The 20,527-nt window shown below is 36.3% G+C and carries 17 protein-coding genes; 11 read left to right on the plus strand and 6 right to left on the minus strand.

All coding sequences use genetic code 11. From position 1 onward, the window contains the following. The first annotated feature begins 34 nt into the window (after window positions 1-34). Entirely contained in the window at window positions 35-457 is a 423-nt protein-coding gene (locus tag ABF682_RS00975; protein ID WP_415618719.1) for a YjdF family protein, read from the plus strand. A gap of 154 nt (window positions 458-611) precedes the next feature. On the opposite strand, the gene ABF682_RS00980 is transcribed toward ABF682_RS00975, so the two are convergent. From ABF682_RS00980 to treR, 4 genes are all read right to left on the minus strand, one after another. After that, window positions 612-1,922 carry an amino acid permease gene (locus ABF682_RS00980; RefSeq protein ID WP_415618720.1) on the minus strand — a complete coding sequence of 437 codons (1,311 nt, stop codon included), beginning with the start codon at window positions 1,920-1,922 and terminating at the stop codon, window positions 612-614. Between the two features lie 319 nt (window positions 1,923-2,241). Further along, on the minus strand, window positions 2,242-3,069 hold the full coding sequence (locus ABF682_RS00985) for an undecaprenyl-diphosphate phosphatase (RefSeq protein WP_289978744.1): 828 nt from the start codon (window positions 3,067-3,069) through the stop codon (window positions 2,242-2,244). Window positions 3,070-3,161: 92 nt separating this feature from the next. Further along, window positions 3,162-4,841: an alpha,alpha-phosphotrehalase gene (treC, locus tag ABF682_RS00990; RefSeq protein WP_415618721.1), complete on the minus strand. Its 1,680-nt coding sequence runs from the start codon at window positions 4,839-4,841 to the stop codon at window positions 3,162-3,164. Next, window positions 4,834-5,592 (minus strand): trehalose operon repressor, encoded by a 759-nt coding sequence (gene treR, locus ABF682_RS00995; RefSeq protein WP_415618722.1) that lies wholly within the window; start codon window positions 5,590-5,592, stop codon window positions 4,834-4,836. Before treR ends, treC begins: the two co-directional genes overlap by 8 nt. 179 nt (window positions 5,593-5,771) lie before the next feature. Here treR and ABF682_RS01000 point away from each other — a divergent pair, with 179 nt between their 5' ends. Together ABF682_RS01000 and ABF682_RS01005 are read left to right on the plus strand one after the other, a co-directional pair. Then, the gene (locus ABF682_RS01000) at window positions 5,772-6,257 is read left to right on the plus strand and encodes a PTS glucose transporter subunit IIA (protein ID WP_289978740.1); all 486 of its coding nucleotides are present in this window, start codon (window positions 5,772-5,774) and stop codon (window positions 6,255-6,257) included. An 11-nt stretch (window positions 6,258-6,268) separates the two neighbouring features. After that, a complete protein-coding gene (locus tag ABF682_RS01005) occupies window positions 6,269-7,741 on the plus strand; it encodes a PTS transporter subunit EIIC (protein ID WP_415618723.1) in 1,473 nt (490 codons plus the stop codon). 375 nt (window positions 7,742-8,116) lie between these two features. Here ABF682_RS01005 and ABF682_RS01010 read toward each other — a convergent pair whose 3' ends face one another. After that, window positions 8,117-8,623 carry a MarR family winged helix-turn-helix transcriptional regulator gene (locus ABF682_RS01010; RefSeq protein ID WP_415611598.1) on the minus strand — a complete coding sequence of 169 codons (507 nt, stop codon included), beginning with the start codon at window positions 8,621-8,623 and terminating at the stop codon, window positions 8,117-8,119. A 138-nt stretch (window positions 8,624-8,761) separates the two neighbouring features. Here ABF682_RS01010 and ABF682_RS01015 point away from each other — a divergent pair, with 138 nt between their 5' ends. From ABF682_RS01015 to glmS, 8 genes are all read left to right on the plus strand, one after another. Continuing rightward, window positions 8,762-9,703 (plus strand): ATP-binding cassette domain-containing protein, encoded by a 942-nt coding sequence (locus ABF682_RS01015; protein ID WP_415611597.1) that lies wholly within the window; start codon window positions 8,762-8,764, stop codon window positions 9,701-9,703. A gap of 11 nt (window positions 9,704-9,714) precedes the next feature. After that, window positions 9,715-10,491: an ABC transporter permease gene (locus ABF682_RS01020; RefSeq protein WP_415611596.1), complete on the plus strand. Its 777-nt coding sequence runs from the start codon at window positions 9,715-9,717 to the stop codon at window positions 10,489-10,491. Between the two features lie 401 nt (window positions 10,492-10,892). Then, window positions 10,893-11,075, plus strand: a complete 183-nt coding sequence (locus tag ABF682_RS01025) for a hypothetical protein (RefSeq protein WP_415618724.1) — start codon at window positions 10,893-10,895, stop codon at window positions 11,073-11,075. A 246-nt stretch (window positions 11,076-11,321) separates the two neighbouring features. After that, a complete protein-coding gene (locus tag ABF682_RS01030; protein ID WP_415618725.1) occupies window positions 11,322-13,127 on the plus strand; it encodes a PTS mannitol transporter subunit IICBA in 1,806 nt (601 codons plus the stop codon). Between the two features lie 15 nt (window positions 13,128-13,142). After that, window positions 13,143-15,212 carry a BglG family transcription antiterminator gene (locus ABF682_RS01035; RefSeq protein ID WP_415618726.1) on the plus strand — a complete coding sequence of 690 codons (2,070 nt, stop codon included), beginning with the start codon at window positions 13,143-13,145 and terminating at the stop codon, window positions 15,210-15,212. 8 nt (window positions 15,213-15,220) lie between these two features. Next, window positions 15,221-15,664, plus strand: coding sequence for a PTS sugar transporter subunit IIA (locus tag ABF682_RS01040; RefSeq protein WP_289978702.1), 444 nt, complete (start codon window positions 15,221-15,223; stop codon window positions 15,662-15,664). Then, window positions 15,664-16,818: a mannitol-1-phosphate 5-dehydrogenase gene (locus ABF682_RS01045; RefSeq protein ID WP_415618727.1), complete on the plus strand. Its 1,155-nt coding sequence runs from the start codon at window positions 15,664-15,666 to the stop codon at window positions 16,816-16,818. The genes ABF682_RS01040 and ABF682_RS01045 overlap by 1 nt, the downstream gene beginning before the upstream one ends. Before the next feature lie 241 nt (window positions 16,819-17,059). After that, a complete protein-coding gene (gene glmS, locus ABF682_RS01050; protein WP_415618728.1) occupies window positions 17,060-18,880 on the plus strand; it encodes a glutamine--fructose-6-phosphate transaminase (isomerizing) in 1,821 nt (606 codons plus the stop codon). Window positions 18,881-19,082: 202 nt separating this feature from the next. On the opposite strand, the gene ABF682_RS01055 is transcribed toward glmS, so the two are convergent. Beyond that, entirely contained in the window at window positions 19,083-20,159 is a 1,077-nt protein-coding gene (locus ABF682_RS01055) for a glycosyltransferase (protein WP_415618729.1), read from the minus strand. Window positions 20,160-20,527: the final 368 nt, after the last annotated feature.

The following is a 20,527-nucleotide window of genomic DNA, read 5'->3' on the forward strand; positions in this document are numbered from 1 at the left end:
CATCTTTCTTAATTAATTTTAAGGAGGATGTTTAATGTTAACTATTAAAAGTTCATTAACCATTATATTTGACCCACCGTTTTATAAGGCTATTTTTGAGAGGCGTTATGCTTCAGTTTATGAAGTTGGACAAGTGACCTTAGGAACTTCAGAACCTAAATTAACCTATATCTATACTCTAGTTACTAATCATTGGTCAAGAGTGGTTTTCTTTCGGCAAAGTGATTCAAATGCTCTTGTTCTAGAAAAGAGAATTAATCCCAAGCGACTTCAACGTCTGGCTAGGAAGAGTGTTGAGAAAGGTGTAAGTACGAAAGCACAACTTGCATTACAGAAACAAATAGAGATTCGAAAGACTAAGAAAAAGCAAATAAAGCAGGCCGGTAGGGAAGCAAAAGAAGTACTTGCTTTTGAAATGCGACAAGCAAAGAAAAAGCAAAAACATAAAGGTCATTGAGCAATTTATCGTTAATTATGGGTGACTTGTGGGAAATGCTTATACAAAAAAAGATCTCAGATTAAAAAAGCTGAGGTCTTTTTATACATATTAACCTTAATAATAATACTTAAATTTTGAAGGATAATACAACTTTTTGAAGAGGTAGTCTAGGTTATATTTGTTTACGCTTATTTATTGAGATGAGACTATACAAAACGACTATCCAGATAATGGCTCCAATTGCTCCGGGAATATCTGCAGGAATTAGGAACAAGCTAAGAAAGACCAAAGCAAAAAAAATAATAGTAGCCATACTTGTAATTCTGTAGGCTGGCATAAGAAAACCATTTGCTAAAAAATCATTAGAGGTACGATATTTCCGATGTGCTAGTAGAGCTAAAATGTAAACTATAATGTAAAGATCACTAGAGGCGCCAGTAACAATTGTAAAAACTTCACTAATCCCCTTTAAAATACTCATCAAGGGTGCAATCAGTACCAAGATAGCTGAAGCAATAATTGCTCTTGCTGGAACCCCATTTTTAGAAATATGTGCAAATTGTTGATTTAACCAACTTTGATGAGATGATTCAAGCGCCAATTGATAAAAGTGGCGCCCAGCAGAAAAAATGGAGCTATTCAAAGCAGAGGCAGCAGCTGTTAAAACAACAAAATTAATAATAGCTGCTGCTGCCGGAATTCCTGCCAACTGATAAACTTGCACAAAAGGGCTTTTTTCTGCAGTTAATGCATGCCATGGGATAATGCCCATAATTACTACAAGCGCACCAATGTAAAAAATTAGGATTCGAACAAGAGTTTCGTTAACTGCTTTGCGGATAATAGAATGTGGTGATTTAACTTCACCGATTGTAATACTGATGAACTCTATTCCTTGAAAAGCAAAGAAAACCATCGGGAAAGCAGTAATAAAGTTAAAAGCTCCTTTGGGGAATAATTGATAGTTCCTGAATATATTGTTAAGACTAGCATGTCCTAAAGGAGTTTTAGCGTTTGTAAAAATCATGAAAATACCGGTGATAATGAGTGCGACAATTGCAATGATCTTAATCATAGCAAACCAAAACTCTGCTTCTCCAAAAAAGCGGACTGCAACTAAATTAATTATAACTAAAACGAATAAGAAAATTAATTCAACAAGCCATGCAGAAGAATTGGGAAACCAGTATTTTACATATGTTCCAACAGCAGTCAATTCAGCTGTTGAAAGAAAAATGAGACCTAGCCAATATGTCCAGCCCGCGAGACTCCCAAGTGTATCTCCTAAGTAACGCGATATAAATGCAACAAAAGTATGTTGTGTGGGATCAGAATAAAACATTTCACCAATGGCACGCATCATGAAAAAGAAGAAAACACCTAAAAATAAATAAACCCATAAAACTGAAGGTCCTGTTTTATAAATAGTAGTTCCAGCTCCTAAAAATAGGCCAGTGCCAATAGTTCCTCCAATAGCGATCATTTGTACATGACGATTACTTAGTGACCGGTGTGTTCCGTCTTTATTTATTTCTGTTTTCTTAACGATTATGAAATACCTCCTTGGTATACCTTATCTAGTTTATAATTTTTTTTGATTATAGTAAAATTCATCATGTTCATTTAAAAATGATTTAATTTCATTTAAGCTGAAAAATGATTAGAAACTGTTTATAAATTTAGTAAACAGATAGGAAGTTTTGACTCACGAACCATATTTTTCGAGAAAAAATAAAGAGACTGAATCAAAAGTTAGCGTTGATTCAGTCTCTAAAGTTTATAATATAGTCTTCTTATATTAATTAATGGAAGATAAGGAAGTATCCAATCACAACGATACCTAAGACAATTCGATACCAACCGAAAATCTTGAAGTCTTTAGTCTTGATGTAATTAAGCAGGAATCTAATAGAAACGTATGCTACAACGAATGAAACAATAACCCCAACTGCAAGGATAATACCTTGGAGACCAGCTAAACTTCCCCCATGACTAAAATATTTATAAAGCTTAAGCAATGAAGCGCCAAACATTGTTGGAATAGCCAAGAAGAATGAAAATTCTGCAGCTACGTAACGAGATGTTCCGACCATGATTCCGCCCAAGATAGTAGAGCCTGAACGAGAAGTTCCAGGAATCAATGAAAGAACCTGGAACAAACCAATGATAATCGCCGTCTTATATGATAGCGTATTTAGATCTGCAACTTTTGGTTGAACGTGTGCATTGTGATTTTCAATGACAATGAAAAGAATACCATAAAAGATCAGTGCAACCGAGACAACTAGCCAGTTCATCAGATGCGAATCCATCCAATCATTCAACGGCAAACCAACAATCATCGAAGGAATAACTGCAACAATGACTTTCTTCCATAAAGTCCAAGTTTGCTTTTTTTCAAGTGAGTTTTTTTGTGATGCCCACGGATTTAACTTGTTGAAGTAAATAACAACAACAGCCATTATGGCCCCCAACTGAATTACAACGTTGAACATGTCAACGAAAGCCCTTGACTGTTCCATTTTAATGAATTCATCGACCAATACCAAATGTCCTGTAGAGCTAATCGGCAAGAATTCCGTAATACCTTCAACTATTCCAAGAATAATCGCTTTTATAATGTCAAACATACAACTTCTCCTTCACAACTAAAAAGTTTTCATACCTCACTATGATACTTCATTTTAAGTAGATAAACAATTTAGGGAATGGTTAAGAATGATCAACTAAATTTAAAAACTAGTGATTCATATGGCTTTAGCGTGAGTACTCTAGGCAGTTCTCCTAGAGTTCGATTGTAATTTGAAAGAATAACTGATCCGTGACGTCTTTTATATTTTGATGGTAGTTCAATCGTTGTGGTTTTATCATAAAAGTTGGTAAGAACAACTAATGCAGAATCAGCCAAATATCTGCTATAGGCAAAAACTCTTTGGTCATCGCGCAACAAGGGCATAATGTGACCATCACTGATAAGTGGCTCACTTTTTCGGAGTGCAATCAGCTTTTGATAGAATTTGAATATCTTACCATGATCTAGTTCAGCCGCGACATTTATAGTGTCTTGATTAGTAGAAGCCAGCCATGGCTTGTTATGTGAAAAGCCAGCATATTTGGCAGCAGTCCACTGCATTGGAGTTCGACTATTGTCACGAGACTTCTGCTTAACAGCTAGAAATGCATCATTTTCTGAAAAACCGCTTTTTTGCAGTATATGGTAGGCATTCTTGGTTTCAACATCAACATATTCTTCAATGGAAGTATAGTCTGGATTAAGCATACCGATTTCTTCACCTTGATAGATGAAAGGAGTTCCTCGAAGTAGCTGAATGGCCGTAGCTAACATTTGTGCGCTTTGAATACGATATGTTTGTGTATTGCAAAAGCGGCTAAGTGCTCGCGGTTGATCATGGTTATTCCAAAATAATGCATTCCATCCATGTCCTTTATCAAGAGATTCCTGCCATGAAAACAGTAATTCCTTGAGTTTCATAAAATCAAAAGGAATAGTTTGCCATTTGTCACCATTTTTGTAGTCAACCTTAAGATGGTGGAAAGTGAAAACCATGGAAAGTTCCTGATTCTTAGGATTCGTATAATCAATTGAATTTGCAATTGTGGTAGAGGACATCTCACCAACTGTTATAATTTGAGAATCTTGTCCGAAACTTGCTCGATTCAGTTCGTGTAGATATTTATGAACAATGGGTGTGTCTGTATAGAGCTTTTTTTCAGCAGCTTCATCGCCATTTGAATTAACAAGAGTTTCGGATTTGCCAGTAACGTTGAAGACGTCAAAACGAAAACCAGTGACTCCTTTTTTTTGCCAAAAATTGATAATATTTGCAGCTTCATAGCGAACATCTGGATTGTGCCAGTCAAGGTCAGCCTGGGTTGGATCATATAGATGTAAATAAAATTTGTCAGTATTACCAAACTTTGACCAAGCTGGGCCACCAAATTTTGACTGCCAGTTTGTGGGGAGGGAACCATCTTTTTTTGTTGAACGAATATAAAAATAATTCTGATATTTTTGATTTCCTGCTAAGGCCTTTTGAAACCATTGGTGTGATGTTGAACAATGGTTAAAAACCATATCAAGCATTACACCAATATGATTTGCCCGAAGTTTTGCAACTAATTCTTCAAAGTCGTCCATTGTGCCAAAGACGGAATCAATGTTGTAATAATCTGCAATATCATAGCCGTTGTCATTTTGCGGTGAAATGAAAAAAGGATTAAACCAGATCATGTCGATATTCAAACTGATCAAATAGTCTATTTTCGCAATTATTCCACGAATATCACCAATTCCGTCGCCGTTGCTGTCATAAAATGACTTGGGATAAATCTGATAAATTACTTTTTTCCCTAATTCACTGAGATCTCTTTTTTTACTCATAGCGATGCTCCTTTAACTCATCATGAATCATGACTTTTCGCCGTCTTGCAAAATCAATAAACTTGAATTTTTCCGGATTATGATATGATTCTGTAATTTGCAGTAGGTTGGTATTTGCAAGGTAAGTGAAGCTCTTGACCAACACTGCGATATTATCAGAGTTTAGTTTTAAATTAGAACTGATGGCTTTAGAAACTGTCTCAACAGTAATCTCTTTTGTGGCATATGAAATCTCTAAACTAAGTTCATTTTCAAGATAAGCATAAATCGAATCTTCAGCTACTGACACGGGTAATTCAGTAACCGGGGGGCTTAACAAATAATCAATGTCTAAAACAGCAGGTTCATTTCCAATCAAACGGAGCCGTTCAATATAGAAAGCATCTCGCGTTGGAGGCGTAATTTCTTTTATTAAAGATGTTGGAATTTTTCTTTTTTCTAACTTCAAAACTTTGGTACTTGCATGCATGCTAAGAGAGTTGTTTAACTCCTTAAAACTGGTGATTCCTGAAATTGGAAATGTGAATTTTTGAATATCTAAAACAAGTGACCCACGTCCCTTTATTTTCTGAATTAAGCCAAGTTCAGTTAATTGATCTAAGGATTTCCTGATTGTTTCCCGCGAAGTACCATATAGGTCACATAATTGATGTTCACTTGGTAAAAATTTTTTTGGAGAATAGAGTCCATGGTGGATTTTTTCTGCAATATCTTTAGCGATGATATTCTGTTTATTTGTATTTTTTTGCAAAGATACTCCTCCTTAAGTAATCGTTTTCTTTTTATTATAACATTCTTGTCTATGCAATCAACAAATTTAATAATTCTATTTAACAAGGGAATGATATTTAATTATTTGACAGATGTATATACAAGCTATAAGATAAGAGAAAATGTATGTAAGCGTTTAAAAACTTGGAGGGGATATTAATGTTCGGTTTCAAAAAGAAAGTAGATGTGGTAGAGATTCATGCTCCGGTTTCAGGTGAATTGATTGCGCTTTCTAAAACAAAGGATGCGGTTTTTTCTACAGGAGCGATGGGGCAGGGATTTGCTATTGAACCTAATGCCAATGAAATCATTTCTCCATTTGATGGCAAAATATCTGTGGTTGCGGAAACAAAGCATGCTATAGGTATGACAACTTCAGATGGATTAGAGGTGCTTTTGCACTTAGGAATTGATACGGTTGAACTTGGAGGCTCACCATTTGTTGTTCCAGTTAAAGTTGGTGATAAAGTCAAAGTTGGACAGAGATTAGTGTTAATGGATAGACAAAAAATTCAGGGAAATGGGTTATTGGCAACTGTTATGGTAGTTATCACGAATTCCAATGATAAGCTTGAAAGCCTTGATGTTGAGGAGAAAAAGTATGCAGTTGGTGAGATAGTTGGGACTTTGAAGTTAAAAAACTAGGAGGAAGCAAGATGGCAAACAAAGATTATTCAAGATTAGCTAGGACAATTGTTTCTGATGTTGGTGGAGAAGGAAATGTAGATAACTTGATTCATTGCATCACAAGATTACGATTTTATCTGAAGGACGAAAGTATCGCGAAAGATGAAGCACTAAAGAATACTGAAGGTGTAATCGATGTGATAAAGGGATCTGGGCAGTATCAAGTTGTGATTGGAAACGAGGTAACAAATGTTTATGATGCGGTGGTAGAAGAATTAGGACCAGAATTTGCGAAGAAACTTGATTCTGACACAGATACCAGTGCCGCTAATGATGCAAAAAAACCGAGTACGGATGGTAATCCGATAACACGCAACATAAATAAATTGATTGGAGTTATTACAGGATCGATGACACCAGTAATTGGAGTCATTGCTGCTTCTGGCATTATTAAGGGAATTTTGGCATTATTGACATTACCCCAATTGGGTCAGTTATTAAGTACAAAAAGTACATTATATCTTACGATTAGTGCAATGGCAGATTCAGCATTCTTCTTTCTTCCTGTTTTCGTAGGCTTTGCAGCTGCGAGGTATATGAAGGGAGATCCAATTATTACAGCTGTAATCGGTGGAGTATTAACATATCCGCAGATTATTGAGTGGGGAAGTAAGTTCAAGACGATGTTTTCGGTAGGTGGATTTAACTTCCAGTTTCTGAACTATACTTATTCGATTTTCCCAATGATTTTAGCAGCTTGGTTTGCAAAAGAAATTGGTAATTGGCTCAAGAAAAGTCTTCCAAGTTATTTACAAATGATTTTTACACCCTTAATTACAATTTTAGTTGTTAGTACAATCACCTTGGTTATTACAGGTCCCGTAATTCAAGGAGCCGCGAACGGGATTGCTGATTTTATTAATTGGTTAGTTCACATTTCAGGTTGGTTTGGTGGAGCAGTTATTGGTGGATTCTATCAAATCTTGGTAATCTTTGGTTTGCACTGGGGTGTTGTACCATTGGTTGCGCAACAGATTTCTGGCAGTGGCGAAAGTGCGTTAAATGCAATTATTTCAGGAACGATGGTTTCTCAAGGTGCGGCAGTGTTGGCTGTGGCAATTAAGTCTAAGAAAGATGATATCAAGGGCCTAGGCTTTGCGGCCGCGATTTCCGCCTTCTGTGGTGTTACAGAACCAGCCATATATGGTGTTAATTTACGCTATCGCAAGGTATTTATTTCAGGTCTGATTGGTTCCGCTGCAAGTGGATTGGTTACAGGATTGATGCATGGAAATATGTTTGGTTTTACTGGCTCATTAATTGGTTTTTCTTCATTCTTTGATCCAAAAAATTCTTCAGATTTGAACAGCTTTTATGCATTCTTACTTTCAAGTTTGGCTGCCTTAGTAGTTAGTTTCTTGGTTACATGGTTCTGGGGATATAATGATCAAATGAAGATGGGGACACAGGTTGAAAAGAAAAAGAATCCTTCAAAGGCATAGAGGATTTTAAAAAGATACACGTAGATTTCTAACTTATGGGATACGTTCAATTGGAGTTAATAAGGAAACGGGGTCATAATCCCCAAACTAAAGAATTCTACCAAAGAGAGTAAGAATCTTTGATTTTTCATTGGAACTATTGGTAAATTCAAACATTGGAGTTCTAATTATTTTATGATTAGGGCTCTTTTTGTTTTAATCTGAAAAATATTATATCTTTCTTTATGATGTGTTTGAAATATTTCAATGGTTTTTTTATTTTCTCAGAAAAACTAACAATACCCCAGAAAGAGGCATTACAGGTATTTCAGTCTTTGTGTTGAATAAGTAATATCCAAAAAAATCTAACTCTTGAGAGTTGCTTAAATATGAAAGCTATTTTTTAAACTGTTTTAAATATCGACTGGCAAGTAGCTTATGAAACTTAACTCCCAAGGTGGGGTTAGCTGCATCAATATCTGCATACATAGCCGTTGTGATTTTAGTAAGTAACGGTATTAATTGATCCAGTTCGGTTTCAGAGAGGGTATCAACAAATGGTGGAATTTCTTGATCAGCAGATTCGATTTCTTGTCTACCTGCATTAGTTAGATTTATCAAATTTACGCGCCGATCTTTTTGTGATTTGGTTAAAGTTACTAGCTTTCGTTTGGCGAGTTTATAGACAAATTCGCTGGTAGACTGAGGTGACATTCCTAAACGTATTGCGAGTTGGTGCTGAGATAGATGGTTTTCGTCGGCCAGTGCCAGCAAAATTTTTCCTTGACCTTCAACTGTCAAATGAGGACGAACTTGTTTAACAATATCATCATAAATTTTACTAAGTTGTTCATATTCTGCTAATTTTCCTGCAGCTAGTTCCGCCTTGACTCTATTTTTCATAATTAATCTTACCCTTAACGTTTACTTCAGTATACACCATTCCGAAATTTCATAATAATGTTCCTTGACATTTTAATCAGGTGGCCTTACTATATTTTTAATCAGGTTACCTGATTAATTATAAGGAGGTGCTGCTGCATGTGTAGCTATGAGGCGATTGAAGTAAGGAATGTTCAGAAAAGATTTGCGAAAAAAAAAGCAGTGAACAACGTTTCTTTTACTATAAAAAGAGGTGAGATATTTGGTTTGTTGGGTCCAAACGGAGCTGGAAAAACCACGCTTTTAAAGATGTTGACAACTTTATTGCATCAAGATGAGGGTGAGATTTTTTTGAATGGATTTAACACGATGACGCAGAATCGACTGGCACGTCAACAATTTAGTGTGACCGGGCAGGCCACGGCGATAGACCAAGATTTAAGCGCACGTGAGAATTTATTGATATTTGGTAAATTAACCGGTTTAACTCGTAATGCCGCATCTAGCCGTGCGAGCGAACTATTAACGGATTTTGACTTAACTAATTCAGCTGATCAAGCTTTAGCTACATTTTCTGGTGGGATGCGTCGTCGTTTAGATTTAGCCATTAGCTTGATTGGAAATCCTAATATACTTTTTTTGGATGAACCAACAACAGGGTTAGATCCAAGGACACGAACACAGATGTGGCATGCTATTCAAAAACTGGTGGCGAGTGGTTCAACTGTTTTGTTAACAACCCAATATTTGGAGGAAGCAGATCACTTGGCAAATAGAATTGCTCTCATTGATCATGGCAAAATGATTGCAATCGGGACGCCGAGTGAACTAAAGCAGCAAGTAGGTGGGATGCAACTTCGGTTAGAGGTATCAGATTTACAAATGGTTGCGCAAACTCGCAGTATTGTCCAAGGTATTTTAGAACGACCTGTTAGTGTTACCGAGCGAACACTGACGGTATTACTTGGTAATAATGATATGCAGTTAGTTACTCCAATATTGAATCAGCTTCAAGATGCTCGAATATTAATTAGCAACCTGAAGATTGGAGCTCCATCGTTGGATGATGTTTTTTTGAAAATGACGATTGGTAAAAATTAAGGAGAAAAATTATGAAGTTAAACTTGACAAAGAATTATGTTGTTAACAATATACTTACCATGGCGCACCGTAACTTACTAAAGACTTTGCATAATCCGGATAACCTCAGTGACGTTATTATTCAACCAGTGATTTTTACTCTGTTGTTCGGGTACCTGTTTGGGGGAGTTATTGCGGGTAGTGTACATGCTTACTTACCGATGCTGGTATCTGGAATTTTGGTCCAAAGTATCTTGAATGCTGCTTCAGGTTCTGGACAACAATTGCGTGAAGATATTAATGAAGGTATCTTTGACCGGTTTAAAACCTTACCAATTTCACCCATTGCACCACTAGCAGGACAATTAGTAGGTGACATGTTTCGACTACTAATTTCTGGGATAATGACATTAGCAACGTCTTTTTTGATGGGATGGCGACCATCTGTTAACATTCCTACACTTGTAATAGTTATGTTATTAGCTATTTTTATTGGCTGGTCTATCTCTTGGATTTTTGCCTTAGTTGGCTTAATGGTCAAGAATGCGGAGTTAATTGGCAGTTTATCAATGATTATTATTCTAGTGATGACGTTTTTATCTAATGCCTTTATTCCAACAAATACATTACCACGTTTTTTGCAATCCCTAGTTAGAATTAATCCCGTCAGTCTAACAATTACTGCAATCAGAACAATTTTGAGAACTGGTAATTGGAGTAATAATGCTACTCTAGTGCTTATCAGTGGTGTAATAATTATTATGGTTTTTATGCCATTAACTCTTTTTGTCTATCAGCAACGCAGTTAGTAATCGAACTTATGGGTGTGTGTAGGGCAGAATAGTTTATGCATTATCAGTGGTACAATGTATATGTATTCGTCAGCAATGGGAAAAACATTTTTGGTGCACTATACCCTAGCCCTAACTAAAGCACAGACGAAACAGTTAGCATATAATATGAAAATCATAAAGGAAAGCGGCTCTCTTAAAATTGTCATTGCTGGTATAGCTCCACGTTTTTGGGGGAGTCACTGGCTGGGCGAACACAATTGCTACTCAATTAAGTGCTAATCTGGCTATAAAACTAAAGTTATAAACGCTGCGAATAGCGGTAATAAAAATTACTATCTCAGATTATAAATATTACCATATTTTTTATTTCCAACAAATTACTTACACTGTTGTTAAGTAAAGGAGAGACATAATTTATGGCTTTAAAGAATATTTTCTATAATTATGTAGGCTTAGTAGCCACAACATTCCTCTGGTTTATAGTTTTGGCGGATAAGGCTAATGATATGCAAAGATTTTTCTTCATAGCTGTCATTGAGTTTCCAGTGACGATTGCAATTTTGTTTATTAAAGAGCTGGTTTATAAATATAGAAACTAGATCAAAATTTAATTTTTAACCCAGTCTTCAAAATAAGGAGCTTCACTAGAGAAAATTTTCTGGTGAAGTTCTTTTAGTATAATCTAAAAAACAATTGAGATTACTTGCAGGAGTGAGCTAATAGCCTACATGTGAAAACATTAACTTAAACTGGCACAAGTTAATGTGACTTAATGTTATTTACTTTGTCTTGAAAACGCTTGCAACAAGAAAGTAAAATAAAGATGTAAAAAGGAGGGAATTTTAATGGAAATGAAGAAATCAAAGAGTTCACTTAAGGCTAAAATTCAGAGACTAGGAACCACTCTTAGCGGAATGATTATGCCTAATATCGTGGCAATTATTGCTTGGGGGTTAATTACAGCAATTTTTATGGCAGCTGGGTGGTTTCCTAACAAGCAAATAGCGACGTTAATTAACCCAATGCTTAATTATATGATCCCGCTTTTAATTGCTTACGTTGGTGGTAGAATGGTCTATGAGGAACGTGGTGCAGTTGTGGGAGCAATTGCAGTCATGGGTGTGATTGTCGGTTCAAGTGTACCAATGTTCTTAGGAGCAATGATTATGGGACCACTTGGTGGCTGGAGTATTAAGAAATTTGATCAATTATTCCAAGATAAGATCAAGTCTGGTTTTGAAATGATTTACAACAACTTCTCAAGTGGAATTTTAGGAATGATATTAGCAATTTTTGGTGTTTTTGTAGTTAATCCACTTGTGACTGCTGGGAGTAACTTCATGAGTAAGGGTGTAGATTGGATTATTTCTATTCATATGCTACCTCTTGCAAATATTTTCATCGAACCTGCGAAAATCTTGTTTTTGAATAATGCAATCGGGAATGGAATCTTGGTACCCTTGGGTATTCAACAGGCTTCGCAATCAGGCAAGTCAGTCTTGTTCCTTCTCGAATCTAATCCAGGTCCTGGGATTGGCATCTTGTTAGCATTTATGATTTTTGGTAAAGGAACTGCGAAAGCATCTGCTCCTGGGGCAGCAATAATTCAATTCTTTGGCGGAATTCATGAGATTTACTTCCCATATATTTTGATGAAACCAGCATTAGTTTTTGCAGCCATTGCTGGTGGCGTGAGTGGAACATTTACTTTCCAATTATTGAACACAGGATTAAAAGCAGCTGCATCTCCTGGCTCAATCATCGCAATTTTATTGATGACACCCAAAGGAAATTATTTGAAGATTCTAATTGGTGTTTTGGTTGCGGCAATTGTATCATTCGTGGTTGCAGCAATAATCTTGAAGGCTGATAAAACAATGACAGACGATAGTGACCTTGAAGCACGTCAACGACAGATGGATGCGATGAAGTCTGAATCAAAGGGTGGTGCGTCAACTGCTGCTAGTGGTCAGAGTGCTACAGAACAGGTCAAGGCATATGAAGATGTTAAAAAGATTATTTTTGCATGCGATGCGGGGATGGGTTCTTCTGCAATGGGGGCTTCCTTGTTGAGAGACAAAGTTAAAAAGTCGGGTATTACAGATATTCCTGTTACAAACACCGCAATTAGTCGTTTGAAAGACGAGAGTGGACTGCTTGTTATTACACAGGCAGAATTGGCTGAAAGAGCATTACAAAAGACACCAGGTGCAATGCATATTTCAGTTGATAACTTCTTGAGCAGTCCAAAATATGATGAAGTAGTTCTTAACTTGAAGGCATTGAACCAGATTTCTCCAAGTGAAGAGAAACCAACTGTTGTTGATGAAGACACAACAGTCGAGACAGGATTGCAAAATCTGAACTTCACAGCTATTAAAGAAGTTGACTTTATTCATCACGATCAGCGAGTAGGTTCGGCTACGATGGCAACATCAATGTTCAAAGATCGTTTGAAGAAGGCTGGTAGAAAGACACCAGTCAAGAATATTGGAATAGATGAACTTGAAGATAGTAGAGAACGTTTGGTTATAGTGACAAAGGAAGCAGAAAAGAATCTCAAATTGAGATATACAAATGTTCAGATTTTAAGTGTATCCAGTTTGCTTGAAGCTGACGAATATGATTCGGTTGTAGCACATTTAAATTAAAAAGGATGATGTAGCTTGATTTTGTTGTCAGAACGCCAGAAAAAGATTCTGCAAAAGCTGTGCAAGCACGATGAGGGTGTTTCGATGTCTGCGATTGAAGATTCGTTGGTGATTAGCAGAAGAACAGTATATCGGGAATTCTCAGAATTAAAACTGTACCTTTTACAACATGGCTTAAGTATTGCAAGCAACGATGGGCGTTACTGGCTACATGGATCAGATGAAAATCGAAAAAGATTAATGACTGAACTAAATAATCAGGTTGCAGAGGTTGCTTTGTCGAGCAGCCAGAGGCAGGCGGCGGTTGTCTGTCTGCTTCTGCTTGGTACTGAACCAATTAAGATATTTTCTTTAGCCATTACACTAGGAGTTAGTGAAAATACTATTCAAAGAGATTTGAAGGGTATTGCAAAAGCTTTGAGAGAATATGGGATAAAAGTGGATGTGAGGAAGTCTGTTGGAGTTCAAAGTACAGGTGAGGAAGCACAAAAGCGGCTAATATTATGTGGAGTTCTTACAAATGAAATTAACGAATATGAGTTTTTTGATTATTTGAACTCCACTGATGAGAAACCAGCTAAAAGCTTTTTTCTGAATTTATTACCGAGACAGATTTTGTTTGAATGTGTTGCGGCACTCAAAAAGGCAATGGTAGAATATACCACAAAATCGGATATTCAGGAAGTTCAGTGGGTGTTGCTGGTTGCAATCTCAATACTGCGAATGAAGACGACAGTCATAAAAAGTTATTCTGCAGCAAAACAAAAGAGTATATTCAAGTATCGTCAGAAAGTCTTAGTAATACTAGATAAATTTGGAAGTGAAATAAAGGAAAAAATAACATCTGGAGAAATTGATTTTTTAGCAGTTCAGTTGAAGGGCCTTGATTATCATTTTTCAGCTGAAAGCTGGTCAGATGATTATGGGTTACAGATATCATATGATGTTAAAGAATTGATTAAATGGGTCTCAGATGCATTTGGGTGGAACTTTGGCCGCGATCGGGATTTGTTTGACAGGCTTAGCAAGCATATTACCTTATTGCTGAAAAATAACACACTCAAGTTGCCTAATACAAGAATTGAAACACTTGAAAATGTTAGCCAACAATATCAAGAACTTTACAAAGCAATACAAGATGCTTTGCGCGAAGTATTTCCTGAATTTATTTTTACACCAATGGAAGCACAATTAATACTATTATATTTCGCAAATAGCTATACAAGTGATTCTAAAATACAAAAACTGAAGACTTTGATTGTATGTCCTAATGGAATTGGAACAGCAAGTATCTTGAAGAGCCGTCTGCAAAGAGAGATAGTTGAGATTCATGCAGTTAAAATAGCAAAGGTTTCAGAGCTTAATAATGTTGAACTCAGTCAGTATGATTTAATCTTGTCAACGGTGAGCCTTCCAGGGTTTGGTTGGAATTATCTAGTGGTCAGCCCGCTCCTGTTGGATGATGAAGTTCAGCAAGTTAAGTCTTTAATTAGGAAAATCGGTGGACGGCTTGAGTATGTAGAAGCACAAAATAAAAAAGTGACAAATGCCATATATGATAAAGGTCAAGAAAAATTAACGCGATTAGCCCAAGAGATAAAGGAAGCAAATGAGTTTGCGAATTCAGTCGAAGTTTCTAGAGTTAATAGTACAGGTGATTTAGGGAGTACATTGGATTTGATACTTGGTTCAATTCCAGAAAAAATCACAAATGAAAAACAAGTGGTAAAAGAGGAACTTTTAAAGCGAATACGCTTAGCACCAGTTGGAATTCCGCGAGCAACAATTGCATTGGTTCACGCTACAAATTCCAATGTAAAACGCCCATTCTTCAATATTTATGACCTCACAAAGCCGATTGATATGTTGGCGATGGATCAAGCTCCAATCAAAGTCAGTAGAATACTTTTGATGCTGGGGCCAACTCCAATGACGGATTTTCAAAATATTTTGATGGGGACAGTCAGTGGGGCAATCGTAATGAGCAACTTTACTACAGGTATTTTTGAAAAGGGCAATCAGGATCAAGTTCGTGACCTGATAGCTACTCAGTTCTTGGAGCAAATTGAAATGAAAGGAAAGTGATGATGAAGATGGATTTAGAGAAAGACATGATTAAGCTTGATCAGCATGTGGCAACCAAGGAAGAAGCTATTCGTCTTGCGGGAAAACTGCTTGTAGATAGTGGGGATGTTGAACCTGAATATGTAGAATCTATGATTGCTAGAAATGATGATGTTTCGACATATATGGGGAATTTTATCGCAATTCCTCATGGAACCGAAGATGGAAAGAAATTCATTAAGAAGACTGGAATCTCAGTTGTTCAAGTGCCAATGGGAGTTGACTTTTCAGAGGATAGTCAGAATGAGAATGTTGTAACTGTAGTCTTTGGGATAGCAGGTCTAAATGGAGAACATCTAAATTTATTGTCACAAATAGCACTTTTTTGTAGCGATGTTAATAATGTTGTAAAGCTTGCGGATGCGCAATCGGAACAAGAAATTATAAACTTGTTGAAAGAGGTCGATAAATAATGAAAGCAGTACATTTTGGAGCAGGTAACATTGGACGTGGATTTATTGGAGAAACATTAGCAGCTAATGGATTTGAAATCAAATTCGTTGATGTTAATGAGACAATCATTGATGTATTAAATGAGAAGAAAAGCTACACAATCCAGTTGGCTGATGAATCTCAAAAAGAAATTACAGTAACTAATGTCAGCGGGATTAATAATGCTAAGAATCCAGAAAAGGTTGTTCAGGCAATCGCGGATGCTGATATTGTAACGACAGCAATCGGACCCAAGATTCTAAAATTCATTGCACCATTAATTGCAGATGGAATTGTTGCTAGGAAGTCTGCAGGTAACGAGAGTAAGATTGATGTAATTGCCTGTGAGAATATGATTGGTGGAAGTCAGAACCTGAAGAAAGAAGTATACACACACTTAGCTAAAGAAGATCAGAAGTATGCAGACGAGATAATCGGATTTCCTAACGCTGCAGTTGATCGGATTGTTCCATTACAAAAGCATGAAGATCCTTTGTTTGTGTCAGTTGAACCATTTAAAGAATGGGTTGTTGATGAACATCAGATGAAGGCTCCTGAAATAAAATTAACGAGTGTAGAGTATGCTCCTGATTTGGAACCTTATATTGAACGTAAGTTATTCTCCGTAAACACAGGGCATGCAACAGTTGCATATACAGGCAAATATAAAGGATATACAGATATTGGTTCAGCAATCGCCGATGAACAAGTTCTTGAGCAATTAAAGCGGGTCTTGAAAGAGACAGGCGACTTATTAATTACAAAATGGGACTTTGATCGTGCGAACCATGAAGCATATCAACGTAAGATAATTGGTAGGTTTGAGAACAAATATTTATCTGATGATATTGCAAGAGTTGGAAGAACTCCGATTCGCAAATTAGGATATGACGAACGGTTCATTCGACCAATTCGTGAAGCAAAAGATAGAGGACTATCATATGAAGCATTATTAGAGACAGTTGGGATGATTTATACTTTTGACGAGCCTAATGATACTGAGAGTCAAGACTTGAAAAAGTTAATCGTAGATAAGCCAATTGCAGATGTTGTGGCACAGACAACGGGATTGGATGATCATGAATTAGTAACACAGATTGTTAGTTCTTATCAAAAAGCACTTGCTAATAAATAACTAGATTCTTTTCTAGAAAAGGTATACGGCTGAAAGACTATACGAAGCTGTATGCCTTTTTGGTATATCCTTATTTTTTGTCATATGTTTTTATATACCAATATTTGAATTATAGTTTGACAACCATATTAATAGGTACTATATTAGATGTATTGAAGCTAAGATTATCACATTTTGATATAGACCAATTTAATGAAAATTAATAATTAATTAGAAAATGGTTAGGAAGGCTGGTTTTGGTATGTGTGGAATAGTAGGTATTACTGGTAATAAAAATGCAGTTGATATTTTGTTGAATGGATTACAACGTCTGGAGTATCGAGGGTATGACTCTGCAGGTATATATGTGAACTCGCAAGATGGTAAAGAGTATCTTGTTAAGGAAAAAGGACGGATTGACGACTTACGTGAAGAAATTGGGGCCGATGTTCATGGTACAAGTGGAATCGGTCATACGAGATGGGCAACGCATGGAGTACCAAGCAAAGAGAATGCACATCCACATGTTTCAGCAGATGGACGTTTCTTTTTGGTACATAATGGTGTGATTGGCAACTTTGCAGAATTAAAAACAACTTATCTGCAAGACGTTAAATTTGCTAGTGACACGGATACCGAAGTAATTGTACAGTTGATTGCGAAATTTGCGAAAGAAGAAAATCTTGCAACCAAAGAGGCTTTTAAAAAGGTTATCTCACTGGTAGATGAAAGTTCTTCATATTCATTCTTGTTGATGGATAACCAAGAACCTGAAACCCTGTATGTTGCAAAGAACAAGAGCCCCCTTCTGATTGGGGTAGGTAATGGCTTTAATGTGGTATGTAGTGATGCAATTGCAATGCTTGATCAAACACATGACTTTATTGAACTCGTTGATGGTGAGATCGTGATTGTCAAACCACAAAGTGTAACAATTGAAGATCCACAGGGAAATGTTATTGATCGTAAGCCATTTCATGTTGATACAGATGCTTCTGAAGTTGAAAAGGGTGCATATCCTTATTATATGTTGAAAGAAATTGATGAGCAGCCTACTGTAATGCGTTCATTGATTAAGCATTATATTGCAGATGATGGGTCAGTTACAATTGATGACACGCTTTTGGATAGTATCAAAAAAGCAGATCGTTTATATATCGTAGCGGCTGGAACGAGTTATCACGCAGGGCTTGTTGGTAAAGAACTCTTTGAGGGATTAACGAAGACCCCAACAGAAGTTCATGTAGCATCAGAATTTGGTTATAATCCACCATTGTTGTCCAAAAAACCATTCTTTGTCTTTTTGACTCAAAGCGGAGAAACTGCCGATAGTCGTCAAGTTTTAGCACAAGTCAATAAGTGGGGATATGAGAGTTTAACGATTACAAATGTTGAGAATTCGACGTTATCACGGGAGGCAACATTTACATTATTATTGTATGCTGGTCCTGAAATAGCTGTGGCTTCAACTAAAGCATATACTGGACAGATTGCACTTGAGGCAATTCTTGCGAAGAAAATTGGTGAAGAGAAAGGCATTTCAGCTGCAACTTCATTTGATGTTGCACATGAACTTACAACGGTTGCTAACGGGATGCAAGAATTAGTTGATGAAAAGAGCCAGTATGAACAGATTGCGGCAAATGTTCTTGCAACGACACGCAATGCTTTTTATATTGGCAGAGCAATTGACTATGATGTTGCACAAGAAGCTGCATTGAAGTTAAAAGAAGTATCTTATGTACAAACTGAAGGATTTGCTTCAGGTGAATTGAAACATGGAACAATTGCATTAATTGAAGAAGGAACTCCTGTAATTGCAATTATTACTGGAGCAAAAACTGCAAAGCATACTAGGAGCAATACACAAGAAGTTTTGGCTCGTGGCGCAAATGTGATAAATATCGTAAGTCGTAATTTGGCAGAAGATGGTGATCAGGTTATCTTGCCAGATGTGCATTCACTATTAACGCCACTACTAGCAATTATACCTTGTCAGTTATTGGCTTATTACACGAGCCTGCAGCGTGGGTATGATGTTGATAAGCCTCGTAACTTGGCTAAGAGTGTAACGGTTGAGTAAACTGGATTATATAAGTTTCCAATAAAACAGCTATCTCAGAAAAAATGATACTTTTTCTGAGATAGCTGTTTTGATATAACCATAAAAAGAGACACATAAAAGTTGATAAAGTTTAATTACCAACTTGAAATAACATAGTGATTCCTTACTATAAGTAATGCGAATGTAGATGAAAGAAACTCTGTTCTTAAATTTTTAATATTCAGATTTCTTCCAACATCACCCGCCATTCTTCAACAATATTTTGAAGTACAAAACTTTGCGATCTTTCCCGAGATTTTTTTGCCCAATACTCACGTGTTTTTTTATTTTGTGTAAGCTGTTTGAGCTGCTTAACTAAGTCTGCAACATCATGGTCAGCAGTAATAATACCAAACTGATTGTCTAGTAAATATTCATAGGCACCTGTGTTATTCATGGAAATAACGGGCAAACCGAAATTCATGGCTTCACCGATTACTAACGGCATTCCTTCCCAACGTGAGGTCATGAGAAAGATTGAAGAGGCTTGATAGTGTTCTTGTAATTGTTGATCTGAGAGTGTTCCCAAAAGTTGTAATTTATCTTCTAGTTTTAGGCGCTTAATTTCATTTTGCAGATTATTATAGTCAGGACCATCACCAGCTAACTTGATAATCCAGCCATCTTGTAGTTGCTCAGCTGTACTGAGCAATAAATCTAACCCTTTTTGTGGTGTATCAATTCTAGATACAGCGCTAATGATAGGATTATTTAATGTGGATAATTTGGTAACATCAATGGTGAGCGGATTATATAATACTAAGGTTTTCGTCTGTTTTTCCGAAAAGCCTTGCAGATCGTGTTCTGTCAAAACCACTAATCTATCGGCTGCAGCCAAGCCAGCTACGAATTCTGTTTTCATGAATTGATAATAATTGTTCATATAAGTCTCATAGCTGTTATGCATCCAAGCAATGCAATGGATATCGGGAAGTTGTTTTTTAATTTTTGGAATAAAGCTGGTTAGTAGACCCGCAGTTAAGATGACTGCATCATATTCGCCAACCTCCAATACTTTAATCAAATCCACTATTTGGTCCCGATAGTTAATAAACGGTTCCTTGCCTCTGAAGCTTTTTCCAGAATTTACAGGAGACTTTGATGTAATGAGCGGCGCGGTGAGCTTGAAGAAGGCAGTGTTATCTGAAAGAGAATAATAAGTTACTTCCATTTTTTTTGAAAGCTCATTGCCAATGACTGTTGCAACTCTTTTAAGTCCATCCATTACTAGATTTTCTACACAAATTAATATCTTCATAATTTACATCCCCTAATATGAAATCTTCCCAGGTTTATTTACAAAGTTTCTCAAAAAATGGTTCCACGTATTATTTCTTCAGGCACATTCTCAAACTAATTTGTGCTGACTGCTTAAAGTTATTCATAAAAAAGCGGTACTCCATTTGTCTTCCTCAAAATTACTATAAATCGCTGTAATAATAAAGAAAAAAGCATATTTCAGTAAGAGAATACTAGTACAAATTAAGTGCAATTAAAACAAGAATAATTGAGAATATTAGATAAATAGAAAGTAATATTAAAATTGAATAAAAAAATAGGTTTTTCACAATGTTTTGTAGCCTAATAATTGATTTTACTTATTATAGTAGTATATTTTTAAGTGAA

Source organism: Liquorilactobacillus sp. (assembly GCF_047719775.1).
In the GTDB taxonomy this organism is placed as follows: domain Bacteria; phylum Bacillota; class Bacilli; order Lactobacillales; family Lactobacillaceae; genus Liquorilactobacillus.